The 15,640-nt window shown below is 60.5% G+C and carries 14 protein-coding genes; 10 read left to right on the top strand and 4 right to left on the bottom strand.

Going from position 1 to position 15,640, the window contains the following annotated elements; genetic code table 11:
• Positions 1-66: 66 nt before the first annotated feature.
• The 5 genes from KUA11_RS03305 (at position 67) to KUA11_RS03285 (ending at position 6,601) form a co-directional block, all read left to right on the top strand.
• On the top strand, positions 67-1,422 hold the full coding sequence (locus KUA11_RS03305) for an RsmB/NOP family class I SAM-dependent RNA methyltransferase (RefSeq protein ID WP_217408982.1): 1,356 nt from the start codon (positions 67-69) through the stop codon (positions 1,420-1,422).
• An 11-nt stretch (positions 1,423-1,433) separates the two neighbouring features.
• Positions 1,434-2,855 (top strand): hypothetical protein, encoded by a 1,422-nt coding sequence (locus tag KUA11_RS03300; protein WP_217408981.1) that lies wholly within the window; start codon positions 1,434-1,436, stop codon positions 2,853-2,855.
• Positions 2,856-2,918: 63 nt separating this feature from the next.
• Positions 2,919-3,593 carry a ribulose-phosphate 3-epimerase gene (rpe, locus tag KUA11_RS03295; RefSeq protein WP_217408980.1) on the top strand — a complete coding sequence of 225 codons (675 nt, stop codon included), beginning with the start codon at positions 2,919-2,921 and terminating at the stop codon, positions 3,591-3,593.
• 40 nt (positions 3,594-3,633) lie between these two features.
• Entirely contained in the window at positions 3,634-5,463 is a 1,830-nt protein-coding gene (locus tag KUA11_RS03290) for a heparinase II/III family protein (protein ID WP_217408979.1), read from the top strand.
• 25 nt (positions 5,464-5,488) lie between these two features.
• A complete protein-coding gene (locus KUA11_RS03285) occupies positions 5,489-6,601 on the top strand; it encodes a glycosyltransferase family 4 protein (RefSeq protein WP_217408978.1) in 1,113 nt (370 codons plus the stop codon).
• Here the strand turns inward: KUA11_RS03285 and KUA11_RS03280 are convergent.
• Genes KUA11_RS03280 through dapD form a run of 3 tightly spaced genes read right to left on the bottom strand, consistent with a single transcriptional unit; the run spans position 6,593 to position 9,229 of the window.
• Complete coding sequence (locus KUA11_RS03280; protein WP_166315004.1) at positions 6,593-7,228, bottom strand: hypothetical protein; 636 nt, start codon at positions 7,226-7,228, stop codon at positions 6,593-6,595. The genes KUA11_RS03285 and KUA11_RS03280 overlap by 9 nt on opposite strands.
• Complete coding sequence (gene dapE, locus KUA11_RS03275; RefSeq protein ID WP_368040910.1) at positions 7,225-8,370, bottom strand: succinyl-diaminopimelate desuccinylase; 1,146 nt, start codon at positions 8,368-8,370, stop codon at positions 7,225-7,227. The genes KUA11_RS03280 and dapE overlap by 4 nt, the downstream gene beginning before the upstream one ends.
• Before the next feature lie 7 nt (positions 8,371-8,377).
• A complete protein-coding gene (gene dapD, locus KUA11_RS03270; RefSeq protein WP_217408976.1) occupies positions 8,378-9,229 on the bottom strand; it encodes a 2,3,4,5-tetrahydropyridine-2,6-dicarboxylate N-succinyltransferase in 852 nt (283 codons plus the stop codon).
• Positions 9,230-9,370: 141 nt separating this feature from the next.
• Here dapD and KUA11_RS03265 point away from each other — a divergent pair, with 141 nt between their 5' ends.
• Both KUA11_RS03265 and KUA11_RS03260 read left to right on the top strand, forming a co-directional pair.
• The gene (locus tag KUA11_RS03265) at positions 9,371-10,789 is read left to right on the top strand and encodes a sensor domain-containing diguanylate cyclase (protein ID WP_217408975.1); all 1,419 of its coding nucleotides are present in this window, start codon (positions 9,371-9,373) and stop codon (positions 10,787-10,789) included.
• Complete coding sequence (locus KUA11_RS03260; protein ID WP_217408974.1) at positions 10,786-11,820, top strand: DUF2336 domain-containing protein; 1,035 nt, start codon at positions 10,786-10,788, stop codon at positions 11,818-11,820. The genes KUA11_RS03265 and KUA11_RS03260 overlap by 4 nt, the downstream gene beginning before the upstream one ends.
• A gap of 7 nt (positions 11,821-11,827) precedes the next feature.
• On the opposite strand, the gene ruvX is transcribed toward KUA11_RS03260, so the two are convergent.
• Complete coding sequence (gene ruvX, locus KUA11_RS03255) at positions 11,828-12,313, bottom strand: Holliday junction resolvase RuvX (RefSeq protein ID WP_217408973.1); 486 nt, start codon at positions 12,311-12,313, stop codon at positions 11,828-11,830.
• A gap of 71 nt (positions 12,314-12,384) precedes the next feature.
• Between ruvX and gatC the strand changes: the two genes are divergently transcribed.
• From gatC to gatB, 3 genes are read left to right on the top strand one after another with little or no spacing between them, the layout of a single operon-like run.
• On the top strand, positions 12,385-12,675 hold the full coding sequence (gene gatC, locus KUA11_RS03250) for an Asp-tRNA(Asn)/Glu-tRNA(Gln) amidotransferase subunit GatC (RefSeq protein WP_166314967.1): 291 nt from the start codon (positions 12,385-12,387) through the stop codon (positions 12,673-12,675).
• A complete protein-coding gene (gene gatA / locus KUA11_RS03245; RefSeq protein WP_217408972.1) occupies positions 12,675-14,159 on the top strand; it encodes an Asp-tRNA(Asn)/Glu-tRNA(Gln) amidotransferase subunit GatA in 1,485 nt (494 codons plus the stop codon). The genes gatC and gatA overlap by 1 nt, the downstream gene beginning before the upstream one ends.
• Positions 14,156-15,610 (top strand): Asp-tRNA(Asn)/Glu-tRNA(Gln) amidotransferase subunit GatB, encoded by a 1,455-nt coding sequence (gene gatB / locus KUA11_RS03240; protein ID WP_217408971.1) that lies wholly within the window; start codon positions 14,156-14,158, stop codon positions 15,608-15,610. Before gatA ends, gatB begins: the two co-directional genes overlap by 4 nt.
• Positions 15,611-15,640 lie beyond the last annotated feature (30 nt).

The following is a 15,640-nucleotide window of genomic DNA, read 5'->3' as shown; positions in this document are numbered from 1 at the left end:
AAAACGGCTGGCACCGACGGCGATGACGTGTCATGTGCTGGCCCGAGCACATTCAGACCGGGAACAATGAACATTCCGTCAAGCGCGCCCTCATCCGCACGCCGCAAGCCCGCCGGCCGTAGCGGTAAGTCCCGTCCCACAAAAGGGAGCCGGCCCGTCGCCGCCGATCCGACACGCGACATCGCTTTCGACATTGTCAGTGGCGTGATCGAAAACAGGCGCATGCTGGAAACCACGCTTGCGCGTTCGCCTGCGGCACAGGATGCCGAAGCGCGCGACCGGGGAGCGGCCCATCGTCTTGCCGCCGCCACACTGCGCCATCGCGGCACGCTCATGGCCGTGCTGGAACCTTTCCTGCGCAAGGAACCACCCGAACCGGTGCGCATAGCGCTCCTTATCGGTGCCTGCCAGCTCCTGTTTCTCGAAACGCCGCCGCACGCCGCCGTGGGCACCACGGTCGATCTGATGCGTCGTCGCGGACTGGCGCCCTTTGCGGGGCTGGCCAACGCCGTGTTGCGAAAGATCGCGACAGGGGGAGCCTCCCTGCTGGAAGGGCTGGATCAGGAACGCCTCAATATCCCTGCATGGCTGTGGACCTCATGGAAGACGTTCGGCCCGGGAACCGTGCGAGCCATTGCGCGCGGCCTCTCCCATGAAGCGCCTCTCGATCTCACTTTGCGTCCGGAGGCGCCCGTCCCCGAAGGCGGAGAACTGTTGCCAACCGGCTCTGTTCGCCTTCCCGCCGGAACACGGGTCATGGACATTGCAGGCTACGAAGAAGGCACATTCTGGGTGCAGGACGCCGCCGCCTGTCTGCCTGCACGCCTTCTGGCCGCTCAACCGGGCGAACGCGTGGCTGATCTGTGCGCCGCTCCCGGCGGCAAGACCGCGCAACTGGCGCTCGCGGGCGCACAGGTCACGGCTCTGGAGCGCGATCCGGTGCGCATGGAGCGCCTGAAGGAAAACATCGCGCGCCTTAGGCTGGATGTGAACACTGTCTGCGCCGATGCGGCCGCATGGCAACCCGAACAACTCTTCGACGCCATCCTGCTCGACGCCCCCTGTTCCGCCACCGGCACAGCGCGGCGCCATCCCGATGCGCTGTGGATCAAGCGCCCGCGCGATCTGAAAGCACTGGTCGAGTCACAGGAACTGCTTCTTGCCGCCGCTGCCCGCATGCTCAAACCCGGTGGCCGACTGGTTTACGCGGTGTGCTCTCTCCAGTCCGAAGAAGGTCCGGAACAGGCCCGCAAAATCGCGGGCAAACTTGGGCTGCAGCCTCGACCCTTCACACCGGAGGAACTGTCCGATCTTCCGGAATCTTTCACCCCTGAAGGCTGGTTGCGCACACATCCCGGCATGTGGCCGGAACGCGGCGGAATGGATGGTTTTTTCGCCGCCCGTTTTGTAAAGGCCGACTGAGGACAGACATCATGACCTCCATCCGGATCGAGCATATCGATACCCCCGAGGGCCGCGCCCTGTGGAGAGAGATGCTCGACCGGATGCCTGGCCTTCAAGGCACCCTCAATTATGTGACTGCACAACAGGATAGGTCCTCGGAGCGGCATCTGCGCTGGTACCAGCGGGAACTGTTCGAGCGCTGGTTCTTCCGCGTCCCCTGCCCGCGCACCGGTCGTATGATTCACTCGGGCGATTCATGGACCGTCCATGAGCGCAAGACGCTCTTTCGTTTTCCCGACGCGCCTGAACTGATTCTGGCCAGCGCCAATCTCGGTGACGGCTTTCCCATCAGCACAGCGCTGCTGCCAGAACTGGGCGCGGGCCTGACCTTCGGATCCCGGGTATGGAGCCTGACACCCGAAGAAGCCACAGAGGCGCTGACCGCCTTTGCCCGCCCCGAATGGCAGTCCCTCCGCCCAGCAAACGCTGCCATCGCGCTGTGCGGTGACGAGAATTATGCGCATGTGCTGTGGAATCAATTGCCGGCCCTGCAGGAAGCTGCCCGCCTGCCACACTGGCGCGGACCCGTAACGCTCTATTCCCTGCTGGAGCCGCTCGGAGATGTGCGCGACTTGCTACCCGCGCTGAAAGACTGGCCCGTCGAACGGTTCGGTCCCTACCGCATGCCCAATGCGCCGGGACAGGTGACGTTCTGCTTTGGCTCGACATATATCGATCGGCAGACGCGACTGGATGTGCTCGCACACGCCCGTCAAGCCGTATCTCCCAGTCTCCGTCGCTTGATCGGTCAGATCGGAGGGCGTTTCCCTGTGGTGTGGATCAGCGTTCGCACCGGCAACCGCACAGCCACCAACCAACGGGCTTTTCTTGTCGCCCTGTGCACGGGCATTCTCCGTCATTGGCCGAAAAGCGCCATCCTGCTCGATGGCTTTTCCCTACCCGCTAACCATTCCTATCGCCCACGCGATGAAATGGTGCAGGCCGTGGAGCGTGACCGGACCGAAATCGCCGCGATACGACGTGCCGTGTGCCCGTCCGCACCCGATGGGGAGCAGCGGGTGATCGACGCATCCGGTCTGTCCATCACGGATTCCATCGCCCTTGCGGAACATGCGAGTCTTTCCGTGTGTCATCATGGCACCATTCAGCACAAGATCGGCTGGACCGTGGGCGTGCCAGGCGTCGTGCACTCGAATCGACAGGTGCTGGAACGCACGCCCGGACAATGGGCCGCAGAGCAAGCCGAAGGCGTCGCCGTTCCTTATTATCTGCCGCCGGAACTGGTGGTGGACGAAGAGGTCGATTTGACGAACATAAACGTGGAGCGGTTTTCGTTGCTGAATGGCAATTACCGCTTCGCCTCACCTGATGAGGCGGCAACTCATGCGCTGCGGGAACTCGCCCGCCAGCTACGTGTTGGAACACTTTGATGTGGCGTGAAAGTTGCCGTCTGTACGGTTGCGCGAAACGCCACGATTACCGATAACGAAAGCATGACCCAGACCATGCCGTTGCTGATCGCGCCCAGCCTTCTTTCCGCAGACTTTGCCCGACTGGGTGAGGAAGTCGCAGCGATCGAGCAAGCCGGAGCCGACTGGCTGCATCTGGACGTGATGGACGGCCATTTCGTGCCCAACATTTCCTTTGGCCCCGCTGTTATCGCCGCACTGAGGCCGCACACGAAACTGCCGTTCGACGTCCATCTGATGATCGAACCCGTAGATCCCTATCTGGAAGCCTTTGCCAAAGCTGGCGCAGATCACATCACGGTCCATGCCGAAGCCGGACCGCACCTCCATCGCTCGCTCCAGGCCATCCGCGCGCTGGGTGTAAAAGCCGGAGTTTCGCTCTGTCCGGCAACGCCCCCTGAGATGCTCTCACAGGTCCTGGACATGGCGGATCTGATCCTCGTCATGTCAGTCAATCCGGGCTTTGGCGGCCAGAAGTTCCTGAGCAGCCAGACACACAAGATTCGCACCCTCCGCCAGATGATCGACGATTCCGGCTACCCCATAAAATTGGCGGTCGATGGCGGCATCGATGCCGAAACCGCGCCGCAGGCGGTTGCATCTGGCGCGGATGTGCTGATCGCGGGCAGCGCTATCTATGGCAAGGCCGATCGTGCGGCAGCCATTCGGGCGCTCCGCACAGCCGGAGCCGCGTCCTGATGCCTGAAGACTCGGACAGTAATGGCAAGGACCGACGCGAATGACAGGAGGACGACGCTGGCTTCGCGACTTACGGTTTTCCCTGGCACTTCTTGGTCCGCTGGGAGGCATGCGCTCCATTCCGGTCGTTCCGGAACAGACCGTGCGCGATCTTTGGCCCGGCGATGCGGCAAAGGGAGAACGACTGGTTCAGGGGACCGCCTCCCATGACGGAGAGGTCCGACGTCTCCACGCCGGTCATTGGAGCGAACCGGACTGGCCAGAAAATTTTCGTGACTGGCTGCAGGGATTCGAATGGCTGCGCGATCTGCGCGAGCTTGGATCGGATTCTGCTCGCACGCGTGCCCGTATCCTCGTTGCTTCTTGGATTCAGCAACCCATAGCCGATACGCCTCTCCAGAACCCCGCGATTACAGGCGCGCGTATCGCGTCATGGCTGTCGCATTACGACTTCTTCGCCGCCTCAGCGGATGAGCCTTATCGGCGCGCCCTGATGCATCGTGTCGTGCTCGAAGCCCGGACGATCATGGCGCTTCTGCCGACCGACCGGCACGACTGGACCGTGTTGCAGGCCCTCAAAGGGCTTCTTGCCGCCGCCATCGCCATACCGGGACAGACGGGTTTCCTATCCCGCTACATGAAGCTGATCGATCCGGAACTGGAGCGGCAGATCCTCCCCGATGGCTGCCATGCCTCCCGTAGTCCGGGTGCGCAGCTTCGCGTCCTGCGGGAACTGGCCGAAATGCGGCTGATGCTCCAGAGCACGCGCATCCCCATGCCCACATCGCTGGCGTCTGCGCTTGATCGCATGGCGCCCGTCCTGCGCGCCTTCCGTCATGGTGACGGTCGTCTCGCCCTGTTCAATGGCACATGCTTTCACAGCCCTGCACTGATCGATCTCGTAATCGCACGCGCCATGCCGCGGGGCCACGTTCTGGCGCGCAGCATGAAGGACGGTCGCTTCGGACGTGCCGCATCCGGCAACACCGTGCTGCTGGTGGACGGCGGGTCGTCCGCAGCAGACTATCCCGATCTGGCCCACGCCGGTTTCCTGTCAATGGAACTGTCATCGGGACGTTCACAGATCGTGGTGAATTGCGGCAGCAGTCCTAAAAAAGGCTGGCACGAAGCCCTGCGCGATGCACCCGCTCACTCCGTGCTGTCCATCCCCGCGTTTCCTCCAATGACGTGGCGCAATGATGGCCAGATCGAGACCTGTCCAAAGGTCAATTACCGTCACACGATGTCGGACACGGACCATCTGATTGAATTGGAAAGCGACTGCTACCGGCCAGCGGGGGGCGAAACCTATCATCGTCGGCTGTTCCTTGCCCGTGAAGGGGCCGATCTTCGTGGCGAAGACCGGCTCGACTGCAAGGGAGATACTCCCGAGTTTGTCCTGCGCTTTCATCTGCATCCGCTGATCCGCGTAGAACTGGAAGAAACCGATATTCTTCTGCATACGCATGATGAAGTCTGGCGTTTTCGCAGTGACGGTTATTCCTCCATTGAGGAAAGCATGTATTTCGGCGGCCCCACCCCTGTCGCGACCCAGCAGATCGTCGTGCGTCCCGCCGAAATCGAACCTGAGCAACCGGCTTACGAGGCGCCGTTGTCTGCGGAAGATGCAACTGCCGAACAGATAAGCGTTGAGGAAGTATCGGTTCAAGAAGAAGAAATAGACCTATCCTCTGCCGAGAACGTCTCTCCCGTTTCTGAAGAACCAACCGCCTCCGCACTTCCATCAGACGAAGAAACGCACGTCGAGGAACCTCTTTCCGTCGAAGCGGAAGCTCAGGCACCAGAACCACCACCCCCTCCTCGACTGGCATCTGCCATCCGCTGGGCCTTCACACGTCTCGACGAATGATCGCAGGTGAGACGGTGTTTCACGTATGAAAATACTGGAAATCACCAACGTCGATTTTTCGCTTAGGCAATTTCTGCTTCCTCTCATGAGAGAACTGCGGACCAGCGGACACGAGGTTGTCGGCGTCTGTGCGGATGGCCCGCTTCTTGCCGATGTGCGAGCGGAAGGTTTCCGCGTTGAGATCGCGCCAATGGCCCGGTCCTTCTCCCCGCTCGCGCAGTTCCGTGCTTTCATCTCTTTGGTCCGGCTTATCCGACGCGAACGGCCCGACATCGTTCACGCGCACATGCCCATCAGCGGCCTTCTCGCACGATTTGCGGCCAAGCTCTGCGGCGTGCCGAGAATTGCCTACACCTGCCACGGCTTTCTCTTCAATCAGCCGGGTTCATGGGCGCGGCGCACACTTGCGCTGGTGTTGGAATGGTTGGCCGGACATATCACCGACATCTATCTGACCGTCTCGCAGGAAGAAGCCGCTGACGCGCGACGCCTGCACATCAATCCGCGCGCGCAAGCCATCGGCAATGGACGCGATCCCGAGCAGTTCAGGCCGGACAACGCGGCACGGAGACGGATCAGAACCGCCATGGATGTACCGGATGGACGGGTGGTAATCGTCGCCGTCTCACGACTGGTGCGTCACAAAGGATATCCGGAACTACTGGCGGCCATGGAGCACGTGCCAGACGCGGAACTATGGATCGTAGGCGATCGTCTGAGCAGCGATCATGGAGCCATGCTTGATCCACTGTTCGAGCGTGGCCGTGAGCAATTGGGAAACCGGCTTCGTTTTCTGGGCTATTGCACAGATGTCTCCGCCATTCTCGCAGCCGCCGATATATTCACACTACCAAGCCACTTCGAAGGACTGCCCATGTCCATCATTGAGGCCATGCTTACGAGCCTTCCCGTCGTCGCAACCGATATACGCGGCCCCAGAGAGCAGGTGGTGGCGGAAAAAACGGGACTGCTCGTACCTCCCGGCGCCATATCGCCCCTCGCCCGCGCCCTTGAACGCCTCGTGCAAAATGCGGATTTACGTCACCGTATGGGTCATGCCGGACGCATTCGCGCCGAACATCTGTTCAATGAACGAACAATCCTACGCCGCACCGTGAAACTGCTGACTTCATTCTGAAGAAGATCCACCCAGCACACCGGGTTGGAGAAGATCCTGCACAAAATTGTAATGAGGTGGCAAAAAAGACGCGAGGCCATAACAGACGAGCGCAAAAACGAACGTCGCGCCATACAGCACGATGGCACGCCCCCAGCCCAATGCCAGCCCTTTGCGGGCCACAAATACGCCGAGCCACAGCCCATAAAGATCGCTCGCCAGCACCACGGCCGTTCCAAACCCCGGGCTGCTTGCCAGAGGCGAGAACATCAGGGCACCAAGCAACAGCGCCACTATGGACACCAGAACCGTAACCCACTCGCACCACACGGCGGCCGTCGCGTAACGCAGCCAAAGTTTCTCACGTCCCCACCGACGGGCCAGTGCGTGGGAAATGACAGGAAGCGCCAACAGGGTACAAAAAGAGAGTTCGACACGCACCAGCCCGATGAAAGGCTGCTTTTGGAGCGGAACCGTCAGAAAACCCACCAGACACATGGCCAGACCCGGCGCGAGCGCTGACAGGAGGCTGTCCACACTTCCTCCGAAACGCTCGATCCCCTCCGCACGACCGCAAGCCAGAAGGGCCATGCCCTCCACGATGGATTTCGGACCCGGCCTCTCGCCGCCACGGGATGAGCCGCTCACGCCACCGTCCTTTCCAGAAGATTTTCATAGATTGCCGTAAGGCACGCCAGATCGGACACCGCGACGTGCTCATCGATCTGGTGCATCGAAGCCCCGACAAGGCCGAATTCCGCCACAGGGCAATACTGCGCGATGAACCGTGCGTCCGACGTGCCGCCTCCCGTGTCGAGTTTCGGCTCACGGCCCGTCACAGCTTTAACCGCAGCGCTCAAGGCACTCACATCCGGGCCCGGCTTCGTAAGAAAGGATTCTCCGCTGATGCTGACATTCACAGTCGCACCCGGAGCATGCCGCATGCAGATCGTCTCGATCCAGCCGCGAAGTGCCGCTCCCGTATGAAGATCATTGAAGCGAATATTAAGCCGCGCCTCAGCCATCGCCGGAATGACATTGGTCGCCGTGTTACCCACGTCCACGCTCGTCACCTGGAGGCTGGAAGGCTCGAACCATTCTGAACCGTTGTCCAGTGGGGCGGCCGTCAACTCCGCAAGGACGTGGAGCAGCCGATGCACAGGATTGTCGGCCCGATGCGGATAGGCAACATGACCCTGCCGTCCGTTCACGACGATATGGGCATTGAGACTGCCACGGCGACCGATTTTGATCACCTCTCCTATCGCTACGGGATTGGTCGGCTCTCCCACAACGCAGAAATCGGGAATCAGGTCGTGCTGCTTCATCCATTCCAGCACCTTCCGCGTGCCGAACCGGGCTGGCCCTTCTTCATCTCCCGTGATGAGCAGGCTTATGGAACCGCGTGGCGTGGGTGTTCTCGCAAGAAAAGCCGAAACCGCCGCCACGAAAGCCGCAATGCCGCCCTTCATGTCGCAGGCCCCACGTCCATACAGCCGTCCATTTTCAACAGTGCCTGCAAATGGGCCATGCGCCCAGTCACTGCCACCCGGCGGAACGACATCGGTATGCCCGGCGAAGCACAGATGCGGCTTTCCCGTGCCCAGACGGGCAAATAGATTCGGCGTGCGTTCAGCACCTTCCCCGAAGGGAAGATGCGTGACGACAAAGCCCATCGCCTCCAGCGTCGCCCCCAGCGCAATCTGCGACTCACCGGGGTCCGGACTGACGGAGGGATGACGGATCAGATCCGCCGTCAGTGTCGTGACGTCGAGAGGCTGGGTCGTCACTGTAAAATCAGTCCCGAAGCAGATCGTTGATGGATGTCTTCGAGCGTGTGCGCTCATCCACACGCTTGACGATCACCGCGCAGGCAAGGCTCGGATTGGGGAGCCCCTTGTCATTGAGCGGCGTCTTCGGCGGCAGATTGCCGGGCACGACCACGGAGTAGGCCGGGACACGTCCCATATGGATCTCGCCTGTCGTGCGATCCACGATCTTGGTGGATGCGCCAAGGAAGACACCCATGGACAGCACGGCACCGGTCTCGACGATCACGCCTTCCGCTACTTCCGAGCGTGCACCGATAAAGCAGTTGTCCTCAATGATGACGGGAGCTGCCTGCAACGGCTCCAGCACGCCACCAATGCCCGCACCTCCACTGATGTGGCAATTTTTACCAATCTGGGCACAGCTTCCCACCGTGGCCCAAGTGTCCACCATGGTGCCGGAATCAACGCGGGCACCGACATTCACAAAGCTGGGCATCAGAACAGCGCCCGGCGCAATGAAAGCCGAACGGCGCACGACTGCTCCCGGCACGGCGCGGAACCCGGCACTGGCAAAGCGTGCCGCATCCCATCCTGCGAACTTCAGCGGCACCTTGTCGAAGGCCGGAGCCCCCGCCGCGCCTGCCTCCATGACGCTGTTGTCGAACAGACGGAAAGACAGAAGAACGGCCTTCTTGAGCCATTCATGCACGGTCCAGCCGCCTTCTTTCTTGGGCTCCGCAACACGCAGGCGACCAGAATCCAACGCATCGAGCGCGCTCTCGATGGCGGCACGATCCTCGCCACCCGTGGCGGGCGAAACGTCTGCGCGCGCTTCCCACAACGCTTCGATCCGGGATCTGAGTTTCTCTTCGCTCATCGTCTTCCACATCCCCTGCTGGTCGCCGCCTTCTGTTCTCGAAGGCCTCTTTCCTGCGCGGGACCATGCTGTTCATGCCCCCGCATGTCAACGCGAAGACCTTAACGCGAAGGAAACCATTCGCACCTGAAATATGCTCCCATGAACACGCAGCCTTCCTCCCCTGTCCCGGATTCGTCACCGTCCGATCAGGACACCGAACTGATGAATGCGCTTCTGGCCAGTCGCCGACGCTGGAAAAGCCTGACTCAACTGGTGGCTGATTTTATTTTCGAAACGGATGAGGAAAGCCGGTTCACCTTCTTTGAGGCCGCGCCTGCCATGGGCTGGGCCGATCAGGATCTGCTTGGCGAACCCAGCAGCCGCCTTCTGCCATTTGTCGCGTCAACTGCCGCCCCCAACCCGTTCCAGACGCACGCTGTCATGCGAGGGCGACGCTGCTGGATCAAGCAGGGCGACGGAAGTTTCAGTTGCATGCTCATCTATGCCACTCCGCTCCTTTCCCCAACGGGGCAACATAGCGGCGTACGAGGACTTGGCATCGACGTGTCGGACGAGGTGAACGCGAACGCCGATCTGGCGGTCGCGCGTCTTCACAGCGAAATCGTTCGACGCATCACCGCGACGATGCGTTCACGCGCGCTCTCCCGCCTCGGCATTCCCCCGGCTTTTGAAGAACTGGCGACCATGCTCGGAGCCGCAGGTGGGCTTCTTCTCGCGCCTGCCAACGCAATGGAAGAAGGCACGGAACCTGCTGAGGAAGAGGACATCGTCCATCGCATTCCGTCATCCATGCCGGCCTTCGATGCGGCAATGGAGCACATTCTGCGCGAAATTGACGGGGAAAGTTCATTCAACCCGGAAATCCGTCAGATCGACGGACATGATGTCATTATCTGTCGCAGCCGCGTGCGATACAATGCGCCCGTGACCATGGCACTGTGGCGCAACAGTCTGGGCGTCTGGTCACAAGACGATGCGAATCTGGCTGACGCCGCGCTCGCCACCGTTGCCTCCGCGCTGGAAATGAGTGCTCTCAATCAGGCACTGGCGCGCAATGCCCGGTTCGACCCCCTTACAGGCATCCTCAATCGCAATGGCTTTCAGGGAGAAATCGCCCGGCGCTTCCCCAGACTGGACCGGGAGCGCTTGTCCGGCACCCTGCTCGTCATAGGTCTTGATCGCTTTTCGGAAATAAATGCCCGCTTCGGGTTTGAGGCCGGGGACAGCGCCCTTCAGCAGGTTGCGACTTATCTGCGCGATGCCATTCGCCCCACCGATCTTGCAGGCAGACTTGGCGGGGACATCTTCGGCTTGTGGCTGGATGGCGCGGATCATTTCGTCGCTGCTGAGCGGGCTGAGGCTTTTTGCCAGCATGGCGCCGCCATCTTTCTAACCGAACCCGTCACTCTGACCTTTTCCGTCGGTCTGGCCGCCCGCGACTGGGAAACCGGTGAAAGCGTCGAATCCCTGATTGATCGCGCCACCTTTGCAATGCGGAGCGTCAAGCTGGCTGGAGGCGCCCGCTGGCACACTTCACTGGAGGAGTCCTCCCCATGACCGCTTCTCTCAATCCGAAGTTCTTTCAGATTTTGCCAACCCGTGCACTGTCGGGTTCCACACCCGCAGCCGGAACGCTGCGCGGCAAATCCCGAGCCGAGATACCGGTCGCACCGGACGCTTCCCTACTAGACAGGCTGAAACAGCGTCTGAACGGCCTGCGTATGGACATGGAGCCGGCCCGACGTGAGGCGCTGATTGCCGTCATGTGCAAAACACTGACCGAACTGATGAATGAAAACTGGCAGACAGGTCGCCGCATACTGGCGCAGATTACAGGGGATGCGCAGGCCATAGCCATCATCGGTCCGCTGTCCGAATCGTCCGAGGCCACAGACCGTCTGATGGCAGAGCTTGACGAAAACACCCTGTCGCTCGAACTGACACGCCTCGAAGCCGACATGCAGGACCGTCCGAGCAGCGTTCGCCAGCCTGTAGCAGCTTTCTCTCTCGACGCCCCCGCCAGTCAGTCGATCGCCCATGTGGAACCGGCTCTGGACAAGATGGAACGCCTTCCGCCTCCCCCGACCGCGCTGGAACATGCCTGCATCGTCACGGTCAAGGCGCTGATCCGTGAACGTTGCGCCCATCTTGTCGCGCCCGTGCGCCAGAAAATCGAAAAAGAACTTTCCTTTGAAATGGCCGCCACCTCGGAGGTTACGCGCGCGCCAACCCTTCCGCCTCTCCCTTCGACAGGAGGAATATCTTCCAACGTCGAAACCGTCATCGCGCGCGCCCTCCACGACCATGACCTAGCTGCGATTGCCGCAGCCCTCTCCGAGAAAACAGGCATAGACATTTCGGTCGTGCAGGATGCTTTTTCCGGTCGAAATGCCCGGGCCATTACAGCGCTGTGCTGGAAATCCGATCTGCCCGCTCCAATAGCGGCCGCTCTTGCGATGCACATTGCACTCATTCCACCTCAGCGCGCCATTCAGCCGGCTGCTGATGGGTCTTATGCTCTCACCGCCCGCGAGCTCCATTGGCAGTTGGATTTCCTCAAGGAAAAATGCACCTCCATGGCGGCCTGAAACTCTTTCACTCTTGTTCTGGAGCAATACGCAGGGCGTGATGATCCAGAACACCTTGCAGCATGTAAGCGGCCGCCAGTTTATCCACGACCTCCTGCCGCCTCTTTCGTGAAAGATCCGCCTCCCCCACAAGGAGGCGGTTCACCACGGAAGACGAGAAGCGCTCATCCCACACAGCCGCTCGAATCTCCAGACGCCCAGAGAGGGCCAACGCCCAATCCCGCGCCGCCTGCGCTGCAGGGCCAAAGCTGCCATCCAGCGAAAGCGGCAGCCCCACAACCATGCCCCCCACGTCTTCGCGGCTTATGATTTTCTGGATTTCGTCCGCCACGACAGAGAGTTTGCCGCGCTTCACCACACCACAAGGCGATGCAACCATGCGCATCACATCCGAAAGCGCCAACCCGATTATACGGGAGCCGGGATCAATCCCGAGAAGACGCTGACCGGGTGACAGCTCTTCCATCAGTTGCGCCATGTTGAACAGTGCCATGGCTTGACGGTATGTTACCGGGCCGGTGGCAACGCCAGCACTTTTTTCCCTTCAGTTGAGAGTTCTGCTTCATGTCGCTCGATCCCGCGACCACGAGACGCATAGCCAAGCTCGCCCGCATCGGGCTTGACGATCAGGAAATCGAAGCTGTGCGCACGCAGCTCGGAGGAATCCTCGGCTGGATCGAGATTCTGGATGAAGTCAACGTGGAAGGCGTGCCGCCAATGGTGGGCACAGCCGTCAATACAGCCCTTGCCCCCCGCGTGGATGCCGTGACGGATGGCAACTGTCAGGACAAGGTGTTGTCCAATGCGCCAGACCGCGAAGGTCCCTTCTTTACTGTTCCCAAGGTGGTCGAATAATGCTGACAGATCTCACGATCGCACAGGCGGCTGACGGTCTCCGAAAAAAGGATTTTTCGGCGGTCGAACTGACGCACGCGCACACCACCGCCATTGAAGCGCTGAACGGACGTCTCAACGCCTACATCACGCCAACGCCCGACAAGGCTCTCGATGCCGCGGCAAAAGCTGACACAGCACTGGCGGCTGGAGATGCACCCATTCTCACCGGAATCCCGCTTGGGGTGAAGGATCTGTTCTGCACCGATGGCGTAAAAACCACCGCCGCTAGCAAAATCCTCGCCAATTTCATCCCTCCTTATGAGAGCACGGTGACGGCGAAATTGCTCAAGAACGGAGCGATCTTCCTCGGCAAAACCAACCTTGATGAATTCGCCATGGGATCGGCCAATCTCACGTCCGCTTTCGGAGAGGTCGAGAACCCCTGGCACCGCGCGAATGATCCGTCCCCGTTGGTTCCGGGTGGATCTTCCGGTGGATCGGCCGCGGCCGTAGCCGCACATCTCGCCATGGGCGCGACGGGCACGGACACCGGCGGCTCCATCCGCCAACCGGCCGCCTATTGCGGTATCGTCGGTCTCAAGCCGACCTATGGGCGATGCAGCCGCTGGGGCACGATCGCCTTCGCAAGTTCGCTGGATCAGGCGGGACCGATGACCCGCTCCGTGGAAGACGCTGCCATCATGCTCGGCGCGATGGCGGGTCATGACCCGAAGGACAGCACCTCGGCCAATCTTCCTGTGCCGGATTACAGAGCAGCCTGCGGCCGGAGCCTCAAAGGTCTGCGTGTCGGCATCCCTGCCGAATATCGTGCGCCCGGCATGTCCGAGGAAATCCTCGCGGTCTGGCAAAAGGGCATCGACATGCTGCGTGAGGCCGGATGTGAGATCGTGGACGTCTCCCTGCCCCACACGAAATATGGGCTAGCAACCTACTATATCATCGCACCCGCTGAATGCTCGTCCAACCTCGCCCGCTATGATGGCGTACGCTTCGGCGTTCGGGCCGAAGGCGCCACAAGCCTCGACGAGATGTATGAAAAGACGCGCCACAATGGCTTTGGCGAGGAAGTGCGCCGCCGTATTCTGGTGGGCACCTACGTTCTGTCCGCAGGTTACTACGATGCCTACTATCTGAAGGCTCAGAAAGTCCGCACACTGATCCGCCGTGACTTCACTGAAGCTTTCGAAAAAGTGGACGTATTACTGACGCCGACGGCCCCGACGGCCGCTTTCCGTCGCGACGAGAAGCCGGTCGATCCGGTGCATATGTATCTTAATGACGTCTTCACCGTCCCGGCCAGCATGGCGGGTCAACCCGGAATGTCATTGCCGATCGGTCTCGACAGTCAGGGCCTGCCCCTCGGGCTTCAATTGATCGGTCGCCACTTTGATGAAGAAACACTGATTGCCGTGGGTTCGGGCTTGGAAAAGGCCGCCGGTTTCACGGCTCGCCCGGATCTGCGGGCGGGAGCGGATGCATGACCTACACACTTGAAGGCAACACCGGCACTTGGGAAATCGTCGTCGGGCTTGAGGTGCATGCTCAGGTCATCAGCCAGTCCAAGCTGTTCTCGGGCGCGTCCACCCTCTTCGGAGGGGAACCGAACTCGCACGTGAGTCTCGTTGACGCCGGTTTTCCCGGCATGTTGCCAGTCATCAATCAGGAATGTGTGCGACAGGCCGTCCGCACCGGTCTTGGCCTGAAGGCGCATATCAACCTGGAAAGCCGGTTCGACCGCAAGAACTACTTCTACGCGGATCTTCCCACCGGGTATCAGATCAGCCAGTTCGAGCATCCGATCATCGGCACAGGTGTCGTTTTGATCGAGCTTTCGGATGGCAGTACGCGCGAAATCGGCATCACGCGCCTGCATCTTGAACAGGATGCGGGCAAACTGATGCACGATCAGGATCCGAAACGCTCTTTCGTGGATCTCAACCGCGCGGGTGTTGCCCTGATGGAAATCGTCAGCGAACCCGATATCCGCTCTCCCGAAGAAGCCGGTGCCTATCTGCGCAAACTACGTCAGATCCTGCGCTATCTCGGCACCTGCGACGGCAACATGGAAGAAGGCTCCATGCGTGCCGACGTGAATGTCTCTGTGCGCAAGGCCGGAGAGCCGTTCCGCACACGGTGCGAGATCAAGAACGTCAATTCGATCCGCTTTGTCATGCAGGCCATCGAGATCGAAGCCACACGTCAGATCGAGATCTGGGAAGCCGGCGGCGAAGTGGATCAGGAGACGCGCCTGTTCGATCCGAACAAGGGCGAAACACGCTCCCTGCGTTCCAAGGAAGATGCGCACGATTACCGCTACTTCCCTGACCCGGACCTGCTTCCTCTCGTGATCGAGCAGGATTGGGTGGATCAGCTCAAGCAGACACTACCAGAATTACCTGACGAGAAACGTGCACGTTTCCAGAAGGAGTATGGCATCACGGCTTATGACGCTGGCGTTCTTGTGGCTGAGCAACCAACAGCGGATTTTTATGAACGCGTGGCCAAAGGCCGTGACGGCAAATCCGCTAGTGCGTGGGTAACAGGAGATTTCTTTGCGGCCCTCAACCGCACGGGAAAGTCAATCGAGGAAAGCCCGGTTAGCTCGGAAAATCTAGGCGCGATGCTCGACTTGATCGCGGATGGCACAATCAATGGCAAGATCGCCAAGGATGTGCTGGAGACGATGTTCGAAACAGGTGAAGCACCGCTTGAGATCGTGGAGCGCAAAGGCCTGCGTCAGGTGACGGATACGGGTGCCCTTGAAACAGCAGCCGATGACATCATCACGAAACATGCTGACAAGGTGACGGAATACCGTGGCGGCAAAGACAAGCTCTTCGGCTTCTTTGTTGGCCAGATGATGAAGGCAACCGGAGGCAAAGCCAACCCGGCCATCGTCAACGACATCCTTCGCAAAAAGCTGGACGCCTGATGCCGTCTGTCCGGGCCATTCCTTAATGGC

The sequence above is a fragment of the Acetobacter estunensis genome (assembly GCF_019083805.1).
Lineage (GTDB): Bacteria > Pseudomonadota > Alphaproteobacteria > Acetobacterales > Acetobacteraceae > Acetobacter > Acetobacter estunensis_A.
The sequence above is the reverse complement of the archived record's forward strand: the minus strand, read 5'-3'. Positions and strand labels throughout refer to the sequence as shown.